The 20025-nt window shown below is 71.0% G+C and carries 20 protein-coding genes; 9 read left to right on the top strand and 11 right to left on the bottom strand.

Going from position 1 to position 20025, the window contains the following annotated elements; translation table 11 throughout:
- Position 1 precedes the first annotated feature (1 nt).
- Positions 2-2218, bottom strand: coding sequence for an MMPL family transporter (locus AW273_RS34195; protein WP_062357577.1), 2217 nt, complete (start codon positions 2216-2218; stop codon positions 2-4).
- A 104-nt stretch (positions 2219-2322) separates the two neighbouring features.
- Between AW273_RS34195 and AW273_RS34200 the strand changes: the two genes are divergently transcribed.
- Positions 2323-2781 carry an NUDIX domain-containing protein gene (locus tag AW273_RS34200; RefSeq protein ID WP_062357579.1) on the top strand — a complete coding sequence of 153 codons (459 nt, stop codon included), beginning with the start codon at positions 2323-2325 and terminating at the stop codon, positions 2779-2781.
- Here AW273_RS34200 and AW273_RS34205 read toward each other — a convergent pair.
- Both AW273_RS34205 and AW273_RS34210 read right to left on the bottom strand, forming a co-directional pair.
- Complete coding sequence (locus tag AW273_RS34205; protein WP_062357582.1) at positions 2765-3631, bottom strand: aldo/keto reductase; 867 nt, start codon at positions 3629-3631, stop codon at positions 2765-2767. The two genes, AW273_RS34200 and AW273_RS34205, sit on opposite strands and share 17 nt — an antisense overlap.
- A 23-nt stretch (positions 3632-3654) precedes the next feature.
- On the bottom strand, positions 3655-4515 hold the full coding sequence (locus tag AW273_RS34210; protein WP_062357584.1) for a DUF4429 domain-containing protein: 861 nt from the start codon (positions 4513-4515) through the stop codon (positions 3655-3657).
- A 37-nt stretch (positions 4516-4552) separates the two neighbouring features.
- Here AW273_RS34210 and AW273_RS34215 point away from each other — a divergent pair, with 37 nt between their 5' ends.
- Positions 4553-7594 (top strand): AfsR/SARP family transcriptional regulator, encoded by a 3042-nt coding sequence (locus AW273_RS34215; protein ID WP_063910204.1) that lies wholly within the window; start codon positions 4553-4555, stop codon positions 7592-7594.
- Here the strand turns inward: AW273_RS34215 and AW273_RS34220 are convergent.
- From AW273_RS34220 to AW273_RS34230, 3 genes are all read right to left on the bottom strand, one after another.
- A complete protein-coding gene (locus tag AW273_RS34220; protein WP_062357586.1) occupies positions 7576-8400 on the bottom strand; it encodes an ABC transporter permease in 825 nt (274 codons plus the stop codon). The two genes, AW273_RS34215 and AW273_RS34220, sit on opposite strands and share 19 nt — an antisense overlap.
- A 13-nt stretch (positions 8401-8413) precedes the next feature.
- Complete coding sequence (locus AW273_RS34225) at positions 8414-9364, bottom strand: ATP-binding cassette domain-containing protein (protein ID WP_062357588.1); 951 nt, start codon at positions 9362-9364, stop codon at positions 8414-8416.
- 76 nt (positions 9365-9440) lie between these two features.
- Entirely contained in the window at positions 9441-10463 is a 1023-nt protein-coding gene (locus tag AW273_RS34230; RefSeq protein ID WP_062357670.1) for an FAD-dependent oxidoreductase, read from the bottom strand.
- A 142-nt stretch (positions 10464-10605) separates the two neighbouring features.
- Between AW273_RS34230 and AW273_RS34235 the strand changes: the two genes are divergently transcribed.
- Entirely contained in the window at positions 10606-11493 is an 888-nt protein-coding gene (locus AW273_RS34235) for a hypothetical protein (RefSeq protein WP_157556446.1), read from the top strand.
- Between the two features lie 18 nt (positions 11494-11511).
- Here the strand turns inward: AW273_RS34235 and AW273_RS34240 are convergent, their stop codons facing one another.
- On the bottom strand, positions 11512-12864 hold the full coding sequence (locus AW273_RS34240; RefSeq protein ID WP_369409340.1) for an MFS transporter: 1353 nt from the start codon (positions 12862-12864) through the stop codon (positions 11512-11514).
- On the opposite strand from AW273_RS34240, the gene AW273_RS34245 reads away from it, so the two are divergent.
- From AW273_RS34245 to AW273_RS34260, 4 genes are all read left to right on the top strand, one after another.
- The gene (locus AW273_RS34245; protein ID WP_062357594.1) at positions 12757-13638 is read left to right on the top strand and encodes an LLM class flavin-dependent oxidoreductase; all 882 of its coding nucleotides are present in this window, start codon (positions 12757-12759) and stop codon (positions 13636-13638) included. The genes AW273_RS34240 and AW273_RS34245 overlap by 108 nt on opposite strands.
- Positions 13635-14291, top strand: a complete 657-nt coding sequence (locus AW273_RS34250; protein WP_062357596.1) for a Crp/Fnr family transcriptional regulator — start codon at positions 13635-13637, stop codon at positions 14289-14291. Before AW273_RS34245 ends, AW273_RS34250 begins: the two co-directional genes overlap by 4 nt.
- A gap of 83 nt (positions 14292-14374) precedes the next feature.
- Positions 14375-14824, top strand: coding sequence for a DUF3307 domain-containing protein (locus AW273_RS34255; protein WP_062357672.1), 450 nt, complete (start codon positions 14375-14377; stop codon positions 14822-14824).
- Positions 14825-14832: 8 nt separating this feature from the next.
- Positions 14833-15690 (top strand): PhzF family phenazine biosynthesis protein, encoded by an 858-nt coding sequence (locus AW273_RS34260; RefSeq protein ID WP_062357598.1) that lies wholly within the window; start codon positions 14833-14835, stop codon positions 15688-15690.
- Here the strand turns inward: AW273_RS34260 and AW273_RS34265 are convergent.
- Genes AW273_RS34265 through sp36 form a run of 4 tightly spaced genes read right to left on the bottom strand, consistent with a single transcriptional unit; the run spans position 15668 to position 17867 of the window.
- Positions 15668-16450, bottom strand: a complete 783-nt coding sequence (locus AW273_RS34265; RefSeq protein WP_062357600.1) for an MBL fold metallo-hydrolase — start codon at positions 16448-16450, stop codon at positions 15668-15670. The genes AW273_RS34260 and AW273_RS34265 overlap by 23 nt on opposite strands.
- Positions 16450-17238: an NUDIX hydrolase gene (locus tag AW273_RS34270; protein ID WP_062357674.1), complete on the bottom strand. Its 789-nt coding sequence runs from the start codon at positions 17236-17238 to the stop codon at positions 16450-16452. The genes AW273_RS34265 and AW273_RS34270 overlap by 1 nt, the downstream gene beginning before the upstream one ends.
- Before the next feature lie 21 nt (positions 17239-17259).
- Entirely contained in the window at positions 17260-17715 is a 456-nt protein-coding gene (locus AW273_RS34275) for a RidA family protein (protein WP_062357602.1), read from the bottom strand.
- Positions 17712-17867 carry a Sp36 family protein gene (gene sp36, locus AW273_RS37655; protein WP_137246435.1) on the bottom strand — a complete coding sequence of 52 codons (156 nt, stop codon included), beginning with the start codon at positions 17865-17867 and terminating at the stop codon, positions 17712-17714. The genes AW273_RS34275 and sp36 overlap by 4 nt, the downstream gene beginning before the upstream one ends.
- Positions 17868-17929: 62 nt before the next feature.
- Between sp36 and bagA the strand changes: the two genes are divergently transcribed.
- Together bagA and bagB are read left to right on the top strand one after the other, a co-directional pair.
- Positions 17930-18910 carry an ATPase BagA gene (gene bagA, locus AW273_RS34280; RefSeq protein ID WP_062357604.1) on the top strand — a complete coding sequence of 327 codons (981 nt, stop codon included), beginning with the start codon at positions 17930-17932 and terminating at the stop codon, positions 18908-18910.
- Entirely contained in the window at positions 18907-20025 is a 1119-nt protein-coding gene (gene bagB / locus AW273_RS34285) for an ATPase BagB (RefSeq protein WP_062357605.1), read from the top strand. Before bagA ends, bagB begins: the two co-directional genes overlap by 4 nt.

Consider the following 20025-nt stretch of genomic DNA (forward strand, 5'->3'; position numbering starts at 1 on the left):
TCTAGACGAGCGCGGGCTCCTTGCGCGGCGCGGGGAGTTCGTCCTCGTCGTCCCCGTCGTCGTCCCCGTGCGACAACGTCGGCAGCCAGTTCAGCCAGCGCGGCAGGTACCAGTTCCACTCGCCCAGCAGCCGCATCGTGGCCGGGAGCAGCACCGCGCGGACGATCGTCGCGTCGATCAGGATCGCCGCCGCCAGACCCACGCCCATCTGCATGAACGTCAGCAGCGACAAGGTGGCGAAGACCGCGAACACGGCCACCATGATCAGGGCGGCGCTGGTGACCACCCCGGCCGTCGAGCGGATGCCGTGGGCGACCGCGTCCTCGGTGCTCATGCCCTTGTCGTAGGCCTCCCTGATCCGGCTCAGGATGAACACGTGGTAGTCCATCGACAGGCCGAACAGGATGACGAACAGGAACATCGGCAGCCAGTCGGTGATCGTGCCGGTCGACTGGAAGCCGATGACGCTCTCGCCGTACCCCCACTGGAAGACCAGCACGAGCACGCCGTAGGCCGCCGCGACCGACAGCAGGTTGAGCAGGATCGCCTTGACCGCGACCACCAGGGAGCGGAACGAGACCAGCAGCAGCACGAACGCGAGCAGCAGCACGAACCCGAAGACGAGCGGCCGGGTGGCCGACATCTGGTCGTTGAAGTCCATCGACCCGGCGGTCGAACCGGTGACGTGCGCGCCCGGCAGGGTGGCCGGGATGATCGTGTCGCGCAGTTCGCGGACGGCGTTCTCCGAGACCGCGTCGGTGCCGGTGCCCTTGATGCCGATGCTGATCCGGGCGACGTCGCCGCGCGGGTTGACGTCGACGGTGAACGGCTCGTTGAAGTGGCCCGAGGCCAGCGCCCGCTCCTTGAGGCGTTCGATCGCGGCGGTGTCGGGGTTCCTGACGACCACCACGGCGGGTTCGTTGCCGCCGGGGAAGGCCTGGTCGATCGCCTTGAAGGTCTCGGCGATCTTGTAGTCGCCCTGGAGCTCGTCGATCGTCTGCGGGCCGGGCTTGAGGCTCAGGCCGGGCACCGCCAGCGCGATCATCAGACCGCCGGCGATCACCACGGAGATGATCGGGTGCCGCAGCACCGGCCGCAGGATCGCGCCCCACACGCGGCTCTCGCCGCCCCGCACGCCGAGGACGCGCCGCCAGGTGACCCGGCCCCGGGTCAGCACCCGGACGGTGCCGTGGAACGCGCGGGCGTCGATCTTGTCGCCGATCAGCGACAGCAGCGCCGGCAGCGCGGTCAGCGAACCGACCACGGCGGTCAGCACGACCAGGATGGTGCCCTCGGCGAAGCCCATGAAGATGCCGTTGCCGGTCAGGAACATGCCCGCCATGGCGACGATCACGGTGATGCCGGAGATCAGCACCGCCCGGCCCGAGGTGCCGGCGGCGATCTCGATCGCGCGCTGCTTGCCGCGGCCCTTCGCCCGTTCCTCCCGCTCCCTCATGATGTAGAAGAGCGAGTAGTCGACGCCCACGGCCAGGCCGATCAGCAGCATGACGTTGGTGGTCGCCGCGTCCACGGCCAGGAACTGGCTGGTGAGGGCGAGCAGGCCGGTCGCGGCGGCGATGGCGGTCAGCGCGAGCGCCACCGGGATGATCGCGGCCAGGATCGCGCCGAAGGCGGCCAGCAGGATGCCCAGGGTGATGGGCAGCGAGAGCTGCTCGGCCCGGACGAAGTCCTCGTCGATGGCCTCGCCGATCAGCTTGTCGGCGCTGGCCCCGCCGGCCTGCTCGACCCGCAGGCCGGGGTGGCGGGCCTGCACGCCGTCGACCGCGTCGAGCACCGGCTTCACCCGGTCGGCGGCGGTGCCGGCGTCGCCCTTCATGGTGAACTGGATCAGGGTGGTCCGGCCGTCGGCCGTCACCGGGGCCGGAGAGGTGATCTCGTCGACCAGGCCGGTCGCGGTGATCGAGCGCTTCACGTCGTCGATCGCCCGCTGGAAGGCCGGGTCGTCAGTGGTCAGCTTGGTGCTCTGGACGAACACGACCTCACTGGCCGGGTCGACGAACCCCGCTCCGTCGAGGATCTGCCCGGCGGCGCGCGAGTCGCCGTTGGCGCTCTCGTAGGACTTCATCTCCGCCGTGCCGACGGCGCTTCCGACGAGCGTGGCCCCGGCCACGAACGCCACCCAGATCAACAGCGCCCACCAGCGGTGGCTTGCGCTCCAGCCGCCCACCCGGGCGGCGATGTTGCGATTCCGAACCATGTCTACGAACGTAGAAATCGATCGGGGCCGTGACCTCCTGCGTGGATGGGAGATCGGCCCTCCTTCCGGAGGGCTAGGGGACAACCCCGGCTAACCTCAGGGCTGTGATCCCCGCAGACGTGTTCTACGCCCGGCTCCACCGCGTGATCCCGGCCGCCGCCGGGTTCGTCACCGACGCCGACGACCGGGTGCTGCTGGTGAAACCCAACTACCGCGACCTGTGGGGCTGGCCCGGCGGCCACGTCGACGAGGGCGAGACCCCTGAGGAGGCCTGCGGCCGGGAACTCAGGGAGGAGGTCGGGTTGACGCTCCCCGTGGGGCGGCTGCTCGTCGTCCACTGGGTGCCGGAGAAGGACGAGCGGCCCTTCCCGCTCGTGCACTTCACCTTCGACTGCGGGACCCTGCCCGACGGCGCACGGATCTCCCTCCAGGAGGAGGAGCTCGACGACTGGGGGTTCTTCACCCCCGCCGAGGCCGACAAGATCCTGCCCGACTGGCAGGCCATGCGGCTGCACGCCTCCGTCGCCGCGCGCGCGTCGGGAGGGCTCACCTACCTGAGTTGAGGCGCGCCAGCTCGTCGCCGGACAACTCCAGGTCGAGCGCCTTCAGCGAGTCGAGGATGCTCTCGGGGCGGCTGGCTCCCGGGATCGGGACGACACGCGGGCTGCGCGCCAGTTGCCAGGCCAGGCAGACCTGCTGCGGCGACACTCCGCGGGCGGCGGCGATGTCGCCGAAGGCGGCGTGCCGGCTGCCCAGCTCGGCCGCCGAGCCCATGCCGCCGAGCGGCGACCACGACAGGAACGCGATGTCGATCTCGTCGGCGACGTCGATCTCGGGCTCGCTGGTGCGGAACCGGGGCGAGAACTCGTTCTGCACGGCCACCAGGTCGTCGCCGAGGATCTCCCGTGCCACCCGCAACTGCTCGGGGTCGGCGTTGGAGACGCCGGCCATCTGGACCTTCCCGGCCTCGACGAGGTCCTTGATCGCGCCGATCGCCACCTCGTAGGGAACCTGCGGGTCGGGCCGGTGGTGGAAGTAGAGGCCGATCGACTCGACGCCGAGGGCCTTCAGCGAGCGGTCACAGGCCTGGAACAGGTATTCGGGCCGGCTGTCCCTGCCCCAGCCGCCGCCGGGGGTGCGGGTGTGGCCGCCCTTGGTGGACACCAGAACCGACCCGGCGTCGCCGCCCCAACTGTTGAGGGCCTTGGCGACCAGGTGCTCGTTGTGGCCGACGTCGGTGTGCGAGGGCGTGTAGGCGTCGGCCGTGTCGATGAGGGTGACCCCGGCGTCGAGGGCCGCGTGGATGGTGCGGATCGACTGGGCCTCGTCGGGCATGTGACCGGCGGTGGACATGGGCATCGCGCCAAGGCCGATGGCGGTGACCTGGCGGCTTCCGATGCGGCGGGTAGTCATGCCACTCAGGCTAGCCACGGTGTTCACAGGCGTTTCAGCAGCGCCTGCTTGGCGGTGGCGAACTCGTCGTCGGTCAGCACCCCGTCGCGGTGCAGCGCGCCGAGCTCGCGCAGGCGGCGCAGCACGACGTCGTGGTCGTCGTCCTTCGGCGGGGCGGCCTCGACCGCGGGCGGCTCGGCCAGCGGGTGGGGCAGCCGGGCCACGACGGCGGTCACCAGCAGGGCGACGGTGCGGGTCTCCCTGTCGAGGCCCCACAACACGACGGACGACGGGTCGTACTTGATCGGCGGCCGGGTCGACGGCTCGTCCTTGCGGGTGAACCTCAGCCGGCCGTTCTCCAGGCCGCCGTTGGGGATCCACTCGACGGCCGCGAGGTCGGCCAGCGCGATCCGCTGAGGCCCGGCCTTGCGCTTGGTGGTGTCGGCCGACCAGTTGAACTCGATCAGGATCACGTCGCCGTCGAAGGTGATCAGGCCGTCGGCGGCGTTGGCGGTCAACGGCACCGGTGGGCCGGGCAGCAGGAAGCGGTCGCTGGGCCCGTCGGGCACCCCTTCGGCGAGCAGAGCGGCCCGGACCTCGTCGGCGAAGTACTCGGCCGCGCCCGTCCGGTCGGCGTCGATCGTGAGCCTGTAGGGGTCGGCGGCCTCGGGGAGGCGTCCGCCCGTGGCGTGGCTGAACGGGTCGGCGCCCTCGCGCATGCGCAGGCGTAACTGGCCGCCCTTGCGGGCGGGCTGGTAGGCGATGCCGGCCACCGCCGCCAGCGGCACCACGAGTTCGCCGAGGGCCTGGCGGAGCTTGTTCACCCCGCGCTCCTTGGCGGGCACGATCCGGATGACGTCGCCATTGAAGGTCCACGAGCCGTCGCGTACCAGCATCTCGGTCATGGCCGGATCCTACGCATCAGGTGGCACAGTGGGGATTATGCGCGTGGGGATTCTCGGGCCGCTCGAAGTGCGATCCGACAGGGGCGACGCCGTGACGATCGGCGGAGCCCGTCTCCGTGCCCTGCTGGTACGGCTCGCGCTCGACCCCGGCCGTCTGATCACCCACGACGAACTGGCCGAAGCCCTCTGGGGCGCCGCGCCCCCGGCCGACCGGGCCAACGCCCTGCAGTCCCTCGTGTCGCGGCTGCGCCGGGTGCTGCCCGACCCCGCGGCGCTGCGCTCCGAACCCGGCGGCTACCGGCTGACGCTGCCGAAGGAGAACGTCGACGCCCACCGGTTCGCCGCGCTGGCCGCGGGCGGACGCGCCGCGCTGGCCTCCGGCGACCACCGGCGGGCGGCCGGGCTCCTGGGCGAGGCCGCCGCGTTGTGGCGGGGGCGTCCGCTGGCCGACGTGGCCGACGCGCCGTTCGCCGACGCCGCCGTGGCCGGCCTCGACGAGGCCTGGCTGACCGCCACCGAAGACCGGCTCGAAGCCGAACCGGTCATCACCGAGCTGCGCGACCTGGCCGCCCGCCACCCGCTGCGGGAACGTCTGCACGCCCTGCTGATGCGGGCGCTGGCCGCCTCCGGACGGCGGGCCGAGGCGCTGTCCGTCTTCGAGGAGGTCCGGCACGCCCTGGCCGACGAACTCGGCGTCGACCCCGGCGCGGAGCTGCGCGAGGCCCACCTGGCCGTGTTGCGCGAGGAGCAGGCGCCGCGCCGGGGACGCCCGGTGCTGCGAGCGCCGCTGACCAGCTTCGTCGGCCGCGACCACGACATGGCCGAGATCGCCAGGCGGCTGGCCGACAGCCGCCTGGTCACCCTGGTCGGGCCCGGCGGCGCGGGCAAGACCCGGCTGGCCAGCACGGTCGCCGCGGGGCTCGACCGGCCGGTCTGGCTGGTGGAGCTGGCCCCGGTCACCAACCCCGACGACGTGCCGCAGGCGGTGCTGACGTCGGTGGGGGCGGGGCAGACGAAGACGCAGGAGCGCACCGTCGCCCGCATCGTCGAGGTGTTGTCGGGCGTCGAGGGCGTGCTGCTGCTGGACAACTGCGAGCATCTCATCGACGCCGCCGCCCGGCTGGCCGACGAGCTGCTCGGGTTGTGCGCCCGCCTGACGGTGCTGGCCACCAGCCGGGAGGCCCTGGGCATCTTCGGCGAGTCGCTCTGGCCGGTGCCGCCGCTGGCCGACGAACCGGCGGTCCGGCTGTTCCTCGACCGGGCCGGGGCGGTGCGTCCCGGGTTCGCCCTCACGGAGGCCAACACGCCGGTCGTGCGGGAGATCTGCCGCCGCCTCGACGGGCTGCCGCTGGCGATCGAGCTGGCCGCGGCCCGGTTGCGCTCGCTCACCGTCGACCAGGTGGCGGCCCGGCTCGACGACCGGTTCCGGCTGCTGACGGGCGGGAGCCGTACCGCGATGGCGCGGCACCAGACGCTCCGCGCGGTGGTGGCCTGGAGCTGGGACCTGCTCGGCGACGACGAACGCGACCTGGCCGAACGGCTCGCGGTGTTCCCCGGCGGGTTCACCGCCGAGGCGGCCGAGGCCGTGGGCGGCTCGCTCGACCTGCTGGCCGCGCTGGTCGACCGCTCGCTGCTCCAGCTCATCGACGGGCCCCGCTACCGGATGCTGGAGACCATCCGCGAATACGGCCTGGAACGCCTGGCCGAACGCGGCGAGGTCGACGAGGTCCGCGGCGCCCACACCCGCTACTTCCTCGACCTGGCCGAGCAGGGCGGCAGCCAGATGCACGGCCACGGGCAGCTCACCTGGATCCGCATCCTCGGCACCGACCACGACAACCTGCTCGCCGCCTTCCACTACGCCATCGAGCGGGGCGACGCCGCCACCGCGACCAGGATGACCGCCGCCCTCGGCACGTTCTGGATGATCACCGGCCGCCGGTCGGAGTCGGTGCCCTGGCTCAAGTCGGCGCTCGACCTCGACGGCGAGCCCGACCGGAACGCGTGGCTGATCACCACGATGATGTATCTGCTGAACTCGCTGATGAGCCAGCCGGTCGAGGACGTCGACAACCTGGTCGCCCGGTTCGGCGAGATCTCCCGGCAGGCCGAGGTCGACGACGATCCCCTGCTCTGCCTGATCACCCCGATCCACCACCTGTTCCTCGACGACATCGACGGCGGTCTCGCCGCGATCGACCGGGCCTTCGGCGTGGCCGGACCGTGGAGCAGGGCGATGTTGCTGATGTTCCGGGGATTCCTGCTGGAGAACGAGGGCGACCCCAGCGGCATGCTGGCCGAACTGCGGCAGGCCGCAGCCCAGTTCCGCGAGGTCGGCGACCGCTGGGGGCTGGCCCAGGCGCTGACGTTCATCGCCGACGCGGCCATGCTGTTCGGCGACTTCGACCTCGTGGTGAAGTCGCTGGAGGAGGCCATCGAGCTGACCCGGCTGCTCAACCCCGACGACGACGCCGGGCACCAGCGCATGTACCTGGCCACCGCGCGCAGCCGCCAGGGCGACGTCGACGGTGCCCGCCACGAGTTGCGGCTGATGGCCGAGTCGAGCCGCAACGAGTGGTCGATCAGGGACGCGGCGTTCTCCCGGATCGGGCTCGGCGACCTGGCCCGCGAGGCGGGCGACCTGGTCGAGGCGCGGGTCCAGTACGAGGAGGCCGCCGTCGCCGTCGACCGGTCGGGGATCGTGTCGCCGCAGTTCCGGGCGCTGGTGCTGACGTGTCTCGGCCACCTGGCGGTCGCCGAGGGCGATCTGGACACCGCCGCCTCCGCCGCCGCCGAGGCCGCCGAACTGGCCGACTCGGTGCGCGACCGGCCGGTGCTGGCCCGGGTGGGCGTGCTGGCGGCCGAGGTGGAGGGGGTACGCGGCAACGCCGAAGGCGCGGCCCGGATGCTCGGCGCGAGCGAGCAGCTCAGGGGCGCCCCCGACGCGTACAACCCCGACGTCTTCCGGATCTCCGTCCAGTTGCGGGAGACCCTCGGAGACGAGGCCTACCAGCAGGCCTACGACAAGGGCGCGGCCCTCGACCGGCCGGCCGCGATCGATCAGGTCCTGCGCCGGTAGGCCCGCACCGCCAGCGGCGCGAAGACGGCCAGCAGGCCGAGGCCCCAGGCGGCGACCCAGACGACGTGCGAGGCGACCGGTCCGCCGATCATGAGGCCGCGCGCGGCCTCCATCGCGTGGGCGACCGGGTTGACCTGGACCCACGACTGGAGCCAGCCCGGCAGGGTGTCGACCGGGGCCATCATGCCGGTGCCGAAGGTCAGCGGGAACATCGTCAGGAACGCGACGCCCTGCACCGCCCCCGGCTCCCGCAGCACCATCCCGAGCAGGACGAACGCCCAGCTCAGGCAGAACGCGAACCCGATGGTCATGACCACGGCGGCGAGCGCCGGCACGATCCCGTTGACCAGCTCGAAGCCGAGCACGAGCCCGCAGACCGTCAGTGACAACGTGGCGACGACGTAGCGGATCAGGTCGCCGAGCACCGACCCGATCAGCGGCGCCGACCGCCCGATCGGAAGGCTGCGGAACCGGTCGAAGACCCCCTTCTTGAGGTCGGTGTTGAGGCTCACGCCGGTCGCGACCGAGGCGAACACGACGGTCTGCACCAGGATCGCCGGGAGGAGGAACTGCAGGTACTGGTGGGTGTCCCCGGCGATGGCGCCGCCGAGCAGGAACACGAACAGCACCACGAAGATGATCGGCTGGAGGGTCACGTCGAGCAGTTGCTCGGGCGTCCTGACGGTCTTTATCAAGCTCCGCCGCGCGAGGGCGAGACTGTGTCTGACCAGCCCGAAAGGGCGTGGCTGCGAGCGGGTGGGAGCGGGCTTCCCGTGCTGTACGGGGGAGAGCGTGGTCGCAGTCATGGGGGATCGCCTCTCAGGCCGCTTCTTCGTCGGTGGCGCGCTGGCCGGTGAGGGTGAAGAACACCTCGTCCAGGCTGGGCAGGCGCAGGGACAACTCGGTGACGGAGACGCCGGCCTGGGCCAGCCGCGCCACCGCCTCGGTGAACTGGGCGTCGCCGTCGACGGGCACGGTGACCACGCCCCGGCTGGGCGACTCGGCCGGGCGGCCGGAGACGCTCGTGAGGATGGCCTCGGTCTCGGCGAGGCGGGCCGGGTCGGCGGGGCGGGCGAGGATGGTCTGGCCGCCGACGATCTGCTTGAGCTGGGCCGGGGTGCCGTGGGCGATCGACCGGCCGTGGTCGACGACGGTGATCTCGTCGGCCAGCGCGTCGGCCTCCTCCAGGTACTGCGTGGTCAGCAGCACGGTCACGCCGTCCTTGACCAGTCCGCGCACGATGTTCCACACGTCGTCGCGCTTCGACGGGTCGAGGCCGGTCGTGGGCTCGTCGAGGTAGATGACGTCGGGGCGGCCGACGAGGCTGGCGGCCAGGTCGAGGCGGCGGCGCATGCCGCCCGAGTAGGTCTTGGCCTGCCGCGCCCCCGCGTCGGCCAGCCCGAATTCGCCCAGCAGCTCGGTGGCCCTGGCGACCGCCTCGCTCTTGCGGAGATCGAGCAGTTGCCCGATGAGGACCAGGTTCTGCATGCCGGTCAGGTCTTCGTCGACGGAGGCGTACTGGCCGGTCAGGCCGATCAGGCGGCGGACCTTGGCGGCGTCCTTGACGACGTCGAGCCCGCCGACGAACGCCCGGCCGTCGTCGGGGCGCAGCAGCGTGGCGAGGATCCGCACGGCGGTCGTCTTGCCGGCCCCGTTCGGGCCGAGCACTCCCAGCACGGTCCCCTGCGGGGCGGAGAGATCGAGCCCGGCCAGGGCGGTCGTCTTCCCATAACGTTTCACGAGGCCCCGGGCCTCGAATGCGTAGTCCATGCCTCCCAGCGTGCGACCCGCCGCTGTCATCCGGCGCACAGCGCGCTGTCAGCCTCAGCGGGCCCTCAGCGGCGCCTCAGCCCGCTCTCAGCGAGTTGTGCGGCGACAGTCGCCGGGCCAGGTCGAGGGCGGCGGCCCGGCCGGCCCGGTTCGCGCCGACCGTGCTGGCGGAGGGGCCGTAGCCGACCAGGTGGACCAGGGGATCGGCCACGACGCGGGTGCCGTCCATGCGGATGCCGCCGCCCGGTTCGCGCAGCTTCAGCGGGGCGAGGTGACGGAGGTCGGCGCGGAAGCCGGTGGCCCAGACGATGACGTCGGCGGGGAAAACCTCGTCACCCCACGACACGCCGTCGCTCACGAGGTGCGTGAACATCGGCCGCCGGGTCAGCACGTCGCGTTCGAGGGCCTCGGTGACGACCGGGGTGTAGGTCAGGCCGGTGACGCTCACCACGCTCTGGGGCGGCAGGCCGGCCCGCACCCGTTCCTCGACGAGCGCCACCACTTCGCGGCCGTCGAAGCCCTCGGGGCGGAAGTCGGGTTCGCGGCGGGTCACCCAGAGCGTCGACCGCGCGACCGCGCCGACCTCCGACAACACGTGCATCGCGGAGTGGCCGCCGCCGACGACCACGACGTTCAGGCCGGCGAACTCCGCCGGGCCCGCATAGGTGGCGTAGTGGAGCTGCCTGCCGTCGAAACGCCCCGGATAGAAGGGCCAATGGGGGCGTGTCCACGTGCCGGAGGCGTTGACGATTCCCCGGGCGCGCCATTTGTCGTCGACCGTGAAACCCGGCAGGACTTTTCCCACTTTGTAGGGGCGCGTGACGTCCAAACCCATTTGTGATTCATAAGAGGCGAAATATTCCGGTACGGCATCCGCCGCCGCCCGTTTCGGGTCGACAGAAGGCCGGGCCATCCCCGGCAGATCGAAGATCCCGTGGACGCGATCCATTGTGAGCGTGGGGGATCGGTGCCGCCACGCCCCGCCCGGAGAGTCCTCCGCGTCGAGCACGACCTGCGACAACCCGAACCGCCGCAGGTGGTACGCAGCGGACAATCCGGCCTGACCAGCCCCGATCACCACAACATCGACATCGATCACGACCTTCTCAACCAAGCCAAGCCCGTGAAACTTCCCGAATTAACGGGCATTTCATGGCCGAGCTTTCCCGCGCCTTTGTGTGTGCTGCCAAAGTAGATCCGCCCCGTTATTGCATGATCGGCACATGAGGTACGGAACGTACATGATCGCCCTAATCATGGGCCTGGGTTTTCTGGGGGCTGCGCTTCCCGCGCAAGCCGCCCCGGTCTCTGACACCCAAATCGTGGGCCACGCGCCCGTTAAGAAGTACAAGAAAGCCAAGAGAGTCAAGGTGATCAAGTACCGGGTGAAGAAGCGGCACGTCCGTATTCGCCCGAAGATTGAATGGCACCACATCCACCACTACCACCGCATCTTCCACACGAAGCACTGGCTCCACAAGCACCACCACCACAGGCGCCACTTCGTGCACCGCCACCACCACCACAAGCACGACAACCACATCATCCACAACCGGTGCTTCAACGACCACATGCACCACCTGCACGAGCACCACCACAAGCCGAAGCACCACCGCCACCACGGCCACCACTTCGAGGGCATGCAGGGCGCTCAGACCGCTCCTCGCATGGACTGGAACGAGGGCATGGACGCCGGCATCTCGGCCGAGCGTCGCGCGGTGAGCACTTCGGACCGTCACTGCGTGCCGGGCCACTTCTACGACGAGTCCGGTGACGACGGCCTCGAAGAGGAAGACGGCTTCGAGGACGACGACGAGCTCGGTGGCGGCGCCACCGGCGGTTCGGCCGGTCCGGCCGCCTCTGGTTCCACCATCACCGGCGTCGTGCACGTCGCCGGCAAGCCGGTGACCCTGCTTCCGCAGCTGAACGCTCAGGTCAGCGGCGGTAGCTGCCCCGCGGGCAGCACGCTGGTCGGCGGTTCGTGGACTGTTCCGCTGCTCAGCCAGGGCGTCCCGATGGCGCCCATCCGCAGCGCCGCCAGCGGTTCGCAGTGGCAGATGCAGTTCATGAACACCGGCAGCCTGCCGACCGTTGTCACGGTCTCGTCGAGCTGCCTGGCCCACTCCTGACGATTCGCCTCTGAAGATTCAGGAGTCGGCCGGTAGATAGCGGGTCGACAACCAGATCACCGCTCCGAGGACCAGTCCCACAGAAAGGGCCAGCCGAAGCGACGTCGCGTCGGCGAGGAACCCGATCAGGACTGGTCCGAGGAGCAACCCGGCGTAGCCGATGGCGGCCGTCTGCGCGATGGCAGGCCCCGACTGCGCCGGGTCCGCCCCGCCCGCCAGCGACAGCGCGAACGGGATCACGGTGGCCATCGCCACCCCGGCGACCAGCAGCCCGACCAGCGCGACCCCGGCCACCGGCGCCGTGATCACCACCCCGAACGACAACGCCACCACGAGCCCGCCGAAGCGCAGGCACGCCGCGGCGCCGTAGCGTCCGCGCAGCCGGTCACCGGCCAGCCGGGCGGCCAGCATGCCGCCGGCGAACAGGGGGTAGCCGAGGGCGGCCAGCGACTCGGGGGCGCCCAGCACGTCGCGCAGGTAGAGACCGTTCCAGTCGCCCACCATTCCCTCGATCATGAACGCCGCGAAGACCACCACGCCGAGCACGTAGACCACGGTCGGCAGCCGCCGGCGCACCGCCGCGCCGCCGTCGTCGCCGCCGGGGTCGGGCAGGTACGTGCGCGCCAGCGCCGCCGCGACCGGCAGGCTGGCGACCGCCACCAGGAGCAGGTGGTCGCGGAACGACAACCCCAGCCTGATCGCGCCGATCCCGATGGCCCCCGACGCGATGGCCCCGATGGACCACCCGGCGTGGAAGCCGCTCATCAGCGACCGGCCCGAGGCGTTCTCCGCGACCGCGCCCTGGGCGTTCATCGAGATGTCGAACAGGCCCACGGCCATGCCGAACGCGGCGGCCGCGGCGATCAGCGTGAAGTAGTCGGACGCCAGCGCCACCCCGGCCAGGGTGAGCGCGCTGAGCGGCATCGACAGGGTGAGCGACCGGCCGCTGCCCAGCCGGCGCAGCATGGGCCGGGAGCCCTGCATGGCCAGCAGCCCGCCGACCGCCCACGCGAGCAGGACGATGCCGAGTTGCGATTTGGCGAGGTGGATCGTGTCGGTCATGGCCGGGACGCGCACCGTCAGCGTGCCGGACATGATTCCGCACAGCACGAAGGACGCCGTCGTTCCTAATCGGGCCCTGGTGAGGTCGGGGGCCAACAGGTGTCCTCTCGATCGGTCAGGGAGGGGAGGGCACGCAAACCCGACCAGACTAAAAGACCGATCGGAAATGTGGGGATTTGGCCCGCATGTCACGATGGTTAGATGCGTGCCGGAATCACGATCCTGCCCGAACACCGCCGACCCGAACTCGAACGCCGCTGGCGAGCCGCCGAGGCCTACGGGTTCGCCCACGCCTGGACCTTCGACCACCTCGGCTGGCGCACCCTCGTCGACGGCCCGTGGTTCGGCGCGGTGCCGACCTTGACGGCCGCCGCGATGGTGACCTCCACCATCGAGATCGGCCTGCTGGTCTCCTCGCCCAACTTCCGCCACCCGGTGCCGTTCGCCCGCGAGCTCACCGCCCTCGACGACCTCTCCCAGGGCCGCTTCACACTCGGGATCGGCGCGGGCAGCCGGGGCGACTACGACTCCCGCGTCCTGGGCTGGAAGCCCGCCAGCCAGCACGCCCGCTACGCCGAGTTCGTCGAACTGCTCGACGTGCTCCTGCGCGAGGAGCGGGTGTCGTGGTCGGGCGACTATTACCAGGCCGTCGAGGCGCGCAACACGCCCGGGTGCGTGCAGCGCCCCCGCCTGCCGTTCCTCGTGGCGGCCGACGGCCCGAAGGCGATGGCGCTGGCCGCGCGGTTCGGCGACGGGTGGGTGACCCTCGGCGGACGCGGCAAGGAGACCCTCGGCGCCTGGTGGGACGCGGTCGCCGAGGCCTCCCGCCGGTTCGACGACGCGCTCGCCGACGCGGGGCGGCCGCGCGAGGGCGTGCGGCGGTTCCTGCAGTCGGACTCCGCCCCCGTCTATTCGTTGTCGAGTGTCGAGTGTTATCGCGATTTTGTAGGAAGGTCTGCCGAACTCGGTTACACCGACCTGGCCGCGCCCTGGCCGCGCGAGACTGGCATCTGGGCCGGGGACGAATCGGTCCTCGACGCGGTGGCGGCAGACGTGCTGCCGGACCTACGAAGGGCGCCATGACCGAGCTGTTCGGCAAGCTCACCCCCGAAGAGCAGATCGACCTGCGGGCCCGCGGGCGAACCCGCACCTGGGCCCGCGGGGAGATCGTCTTCACCCAGGGCGACCCCTCCACGTGGGTGCTGCTGGTCCTGTCGGGCAAGGTGAAGATCTCGGCCGCGACCGAATCGGGGACCGACGTGGTGCTGGCCGTACGCGGACCCGGGGCCGTCGTCGGGGAGATGGCCTCCATCGACGGCCAGCCCCGGTCGGCGACCGTGACCGCGGTCGAACCGGTCGAGGGCCTGGCCATCCGCGACTTCGCCGGGTTCCTGCGGGAGCACGGCCGCGTCGCGGTGCTGATCATGCGTACCGTCACCGAACGCCTGCGCGACGCCGACCGCAAGCGGGTCGAGTACGGCGTGCTCGACACCGCCGATCGGGTGGCCAACCGGCTCGTGGAACTGGCCGAGCGTTACGGCGAGCAGGTGCCGGGCGGGGTCAGCCTCGAACTGCCGCTGTCCCAGGACGAACTGGCGAGCTGGGTCGGCTCCTCCCGGGAGGCCGTCAACAAGGCGCTTCGCGGGTTGCGTGATCGAGGTCTGATCGAGACGGGCCGCCGGCGCGTACTTATCAATGACATGGACGGACTGCGGCGCCGCGCACGTCAGTCGTAGTGAGTACTGGTTCACAGAACTTCCCGGCAGCCCGCCCTACTGTCGATCATGTTGGGAATGGTGCGGGAAGGACAGATGTGGACATGAGCGACCGCCTGGCGGAGTTCGCCGCCGTCTATGTCACGCTCTACACGACCCACATGCTCGTGGATCACTGGATCCAGACCGACCACCAGGCCTGCACCAAGATCCAGCCCGGCTGGGCCGGACGGCTGGCCAACACCACTCACGTCCTCACCCACGTCGTGCTCGCCCTAGCCGGTCTGATGGTGCTGGCCTGGCAACTCGGCGCCGTCTTCGCCCCCGCCGACGTCGCGATCGGCCTGGCCGTCACGGGGATCACCCACTGGATCGCCGACCGCCGCTGGCCGATCCAGTGGCTCGCCGCCAAGACCGGCCGGGGCCGGTTCGCCGCGCTCGGCGTGCCCCGCCCCGGCCACGACGACAACCCGTCCATCGGGACGGGGGCGTATGTTCTTGACCAGACCTGGCATCTCGCCTGGTTGTTCGTCTCGGCACTGATCATCGTCTAGGGGGCGTCATGATCCTCAGGTACGCGGCCTTCACCGCCGACCCGTCAGGAGGCAACCCCGCCGGGGTCGTCCTCGACGCGGCGGGCCACAGCGACGCCGAGATGCTCGCCATCGCCGCCGAGGTCGGCTACTCCGAGACCGCGTTCCTGTTCCCCGAGGGCGGCGACCACTACACGATCCGCTACTTCAGCCCGCTGGCCGAGGTCGCCTTCTGCGGCCACGCCACCATCGCGACCTCGGTGGCGATCGGCGAACGCACCGGATCGGGGACCATCCACCTCACCACCAAGGCCGGCCCGGTCGACGTCGACGTGGTCGCCGAACCGAACGGCCCCGTCACCGCCACCCTCACCTCGCCGCCGGCGAGCACCCGCCCGGCCGACCCCGCCGACGTCGAAGCGGCCCTGAGCGCCCTCGGCTACACCCCCGCCGACCTCGACCCCGCCTACCCGGTCCACGTCGCCAACGCCGGCATGAACCACCTGATCGTCGGCCTGGCCTCCCGGGAACTGCTGGCCGCCCTCGACTACGACTTCGAGGCCCTCGGCGCCCTGATGGCGGCCCGCGACTGGATCACCGTGAACGTCTTCTGGGCCGAGTCGCCCCTGGTCTTCCACGTCCGCAACCCGTTCCCGCCCGGCGGCGTGGTCGAAGACCCGGCGACCGGCGCCGCCGCGGCGGCCTTCACGGGCTACCTGCGCGACCTGGCCCTGATCAAGGAAGACGACGTCGTCACCATCCACCAGGGCGCCGACATGGGCCGCCCCAGCCTGCTGACCGCCGCCCCGCTCCCGGACGACCAGCGAATCAGAGTGAGCGGGCGAGCGGTGCGCATGACGGAGTTCAGAGGCTCTTCAAGTAGTTGAGCTGCGCGGCCACCGACATCTCCGCCGCCGGCCACAACTCCCTGGGCACCTCCGCGTAGACCATCTCCACGATCTCCCGCGCGTCCTTCGCGCCGTCTCTGATCGCCTGCCGGATCTGGTCGAGGCGCTGCCTGCGGTGGGTGATGTACTCGTCGAGCTTCCCGATGGGGTCGGGCAGGATCGGGCCGTGGCCGGGCAGCAGGCTCTCGGCCTCCGCCAGTTCGGCCATCGTGCGAAGTTTGTCGAGGCTGCGCAGGTAGTCGGCCAGGTCGCCGTCGGGGGCGATCACCGTCGTGCCGCGGCCGAGGATGGTGTCGCCGGTCAGCAGGGCGCCGTCTTCCGGGAGCCAGAAGCACAACGAGTCGAACGAGTGGCCCGGGGTGCCGATCACCCGGATCTCCACGCCGCCGACCGTCAGGCCGTCGCCGTCCGCCAGGCCCTCCTCTCCGAGGACGTGGGTGCGGTCGAGAGCGCGTACCGGGGCGTCGACCATCTCGGCGAACCGCCGGGCCCCGCCGCTGTGGTCCTCGTGGCCGTGGGTGAGGAGGACGACCTCCACGGTCCGGTCGGCCAGGCGGGTCGCGACGGTCGACAGGTGGGTCTCGTCGTCGGGGCCCGGGTCGACGACCGCGACGGTCTCTCCGCGTCCGACGATCCACGTGTTGGTGCCGTCGAGGGTCATCGGGGAGGCGTTGGGGGCCAGGACGTTGGCGGCGTTGGCCGTGCCCGAGCCGTCGATCGGAAGTGAGAGGCCGCTCATCAGATCTGTCCCTCGGTCGTGAGGACCATCTGCCCGGCCTTCTCGACGGGGGCGGGCATGACAGTGGTGATCTTGGGATCGCCGGCGAACACATCCGCGATCGTCTCGAAGGCCGACAACCTGGTCAACGTGTGCAGCGTCGGCGGCATCAGGAAAAATCCGGATGTCAGGGCCTCGGCGGGGCTCGTCCAGACGACCGTGTCGGCCTCGCCGCCCACGTCCCTGGTCCGCTGGCCCGACGGCAGGGCGGCCACGAAGAACCGGGTGTCGAAACGCCGGGTCTCGATCTCGGGCGTGATCCAGTGGGCCCACGGCTTCAGCAGGTCGGAGCGGAGCACCAGGCCGTTCGTGGCCAGGAAGTCTGCGAACGACAACTCCCGGCTGATCAGCGCCAGCCGCTCGGCCTCCCAGCCGGTCGTGTCGGGCACGACCTCGGCCGCCGACCGCCCCGCGAGCAGGACGCCGCTCTCCTCGAACGTCTCCCTGACCGCGGCGCAGACGAGGCTCCGCGCCGTGTCCTCGTCTGCGCTCAACATCACGGCCCAGTCGGCGGGTGGCGGCCCGGCCCAGCCGATGTCCACGACGGCGTCCCGGGGGTCGACGGACCCTCCGGGGAAGACGTAGGCCCCGGCCGCGAAGGCCATCGTGGCCGCGCGCCGGAGCAGGTAGACCCCCAAAGGGGGCTCCCTCAGCAGGGCCACCGTGGCGGCGGCTCTGGCCGGGACCGGGACGAGCCGCCCGGCCAGCAGGTCACGCGCCCGTACACCCAGCTCGCCCGGCAGCGGAATGTCCACCGTCCGAGTGTAGAACTATCGGATCTCTGCGATCAGCTCCACCTCGACCGGGGCATCCCTGGGCAACACGGCCACGCCGACCGCGCTGCGGGCGTGGGCGCCCTGGAAGACCTCGCCGAGAAGCTCGCTGGCGCCGTTCACGACCTGCGGCTGGCCCGTGAACGACGGGTCGGAGGCGACGAAACCGACGACCTTGACGATACCGGCCACCTGCGACAGGTCGCCCACGACCGACTTCAGGGCCGCGATCGCGTTCAGCGCGCAGACCTTCGCCAGCTCGTAGGCCTCCTCGGGGGTGACCTCGGCCCCCACCTTGCCCGTTTTCAGCAGCTCGCCGGCCGCGATCGGGAGCTGGCCCGAGGTGTAGACGTGGGCGCCCGAACGGACCGCCGGGACGTAGGCCGCCAGCGGCGCCGCCACCTCGGGCAGCACCAGGCCGAGGGCCGACAGGCGGTCTTCGGGGCTGCTCACGCCTTGGCCCGCTTCATGTAGGCCACGAGCTGCTCGGGGTTCGGGCCGGGGACGACGGCCACGAGCTCCCAGCCGTCTTCGCCCCAGTTGTCGAGGATCTGCTTGGTCGCGTGCGTCAGCAGCGGCACGGTCACGTACTCCCACTTCGTCATGGCGGAAGGCTATCGATACTCCTCGGCGTATCGGGAAATCGTGTTTGGGTAGCCTCACGGGTGTGAGATCTCGCGACACCGACTGGGACGGAGTACGTCTCCATGTCGTGACCGGCAAGGGCGGCACCGGCAAGACGACCGTGGCCGCCGCCCTGGCCCTGGCCCTCGCGGCTGGCGGCCGCAAGGTGCTGCTCGTGGAGGTGGAGGGCCGTCAGGGCATCGCGCAGGTCTTCGATCTTCCACCGCTTCCCTACGAGGAACGCAAGATCGCGGTGGCGCCGGGAGGCGGCGACGTCCACGCGCTCGCCATCGACCCCGAAGAGGCCATGCTCGAATACCTCGAGATGTTCTACGGGCTCAAGCGCATGGGCAAGGCGCTGACCAAGATGGGCGTGGTCGACTTCGCCACCACGATCGCCCCGGGCCTGCGCGACGTCCTGGTCACCGGCAAGACCAGCGAGGCGGTCAGGCGCAGAGACAAAGCCGGCAAGAGGGTCTACGACACCGTCGTCATGGACGCCCCGCCCACCGGCCGGGTCAGCCGCTTCCTGAACGTCACCCAAGAGGTGGCCGGCCTGGCCAGAGTCGGTCCGGTACGCACCCACGCCGACATGGTGCGCGGAGTGGTGGCCTCCCCCGAGACGGCGGTGCACTTCGTCACCCTTCTGGAGGAGATGCCCGTCCAGGAGACCCTCGACGGCGTCGCCGAACTGCGCGCGGCCAAACTGCCCGTCGGCGGGATCTTCATCAACATGGTGAGAGCCGTCGACCCCGCCCTCGCCGGCCCCTTCGACCTGGCCGAACTCGCCTTGGGCGTGAAGGCGGCCGGGCTCGGCGACGACGGCAACGCGGCGGTCATCGCCGAGGCCCTCGCCGGAGAGGTCGTCGAGCAGCAGAACCGGGCCGAGCTCGAAAGAACCGAGCGGGACGCGCTGGAGACCGCCGGGGTGCCACGATATGAACTGCCCCTGCTGGCGGACGGCGCCGACCTCGCGGGCCTCTACGAACTCGCCGAAGCGATCCGGACCCAGGGAGCCGCATGACCTCGCCCGAGCTTGACCTCGACGGCATCATCGACGATTCGGGCACCCGGATCGTGGTCTGCTGCGGGTCGGGTGGGGTCGGCAAGACGACCACGGCGGCGGCCCTGGGGCTGCGGGCGGCCGAGCGGGGGCGCAACGTCGTGGTGCTGACCGTCGACCCGGCGCGGCGGCTGGCCCAGTCGATGGGGCTGACCTCGCTCGACAACACCCCGCGCAAGGTCGCGGGGGCCGACGGCGAGTTGTTCGCCATGATGCTCGACATGAAGCGGACCTTCGACGAGATCATCGAGGCCCACGCCGACCCCGAGCGGGCCCGCCAGATTCTGACGAACCCCTTCTACCAGTCGCTCTCGTCGAGCTTCTCCGGCACGCAGGAGTACATGGCGATGGAGAAGCTCGGCCAGCTCCGGCGGTCGGGCGATTGGGATCTGATCATCGTCGACACGCCGCCCTCGCGGTCGGCGCTCGACTTCCTCGACGCGCCCGAGCGGCTGGGGCGGTTCCTCGACGGGAAGCTGATCAGGTTGCTGATGGCGCCCGCCAAGGCCGGAGGGCGCAGCGCGTTCAAGATCCTGAACGCCGGGTTCGGGCTGGTGGCCGGGGTGCTGACCAAGGTGCTCGGCGCCCAGGTGCTGAAAGACATCCAGACGTTCGTCTCCGCGCTCGACGCCGTCTTCGGTGGATTCCGCCAGCGGGCGGAGCAGACCTACAAGCTGCTGCAGGCCCCCGGCACCGCGTTCATCGTGGTGGCCACGCCGGAGCGTGACGCGATGCGGGAGGCCTCCTACTTCGTGGAGCGACTGGCCGAGGAGCGGATGCCGCTTGCCGGTCTGGTGATCAACCGGGTGCACCGCTCCCCGGCTCCCGATCTGTCCGCGGCGCGGAGCACCGCCGCCGCGGAAGACCTGGAGTCGCGTGGTGAGCACGAGCTGACCGCCGCCGTGCTGAGACTGCACGCCGGACGGATGCAGCTCGCCGCCCGCGAGCACCGGGAGCAGGAACACTTCACCTCGGCCCACCCCACTGTGCCGGTCACCCAGGTGCCCGCGATGTCTCAGGACGTACACGACCTCGACGGGTTGCGTGAGATCGGGGAACTGCTCGCCAAGCGCTGA

The sequence above is a fragment of the Herbidospora yilanensis genome (genome assembly GCF_001570565.1).
Lineage (GTDB): Bacteria > Actinomycetota > Actinomycetes > Streptosporangiales > Streptosporangiaceae > Herbidospora > Herbidospora yilanensis.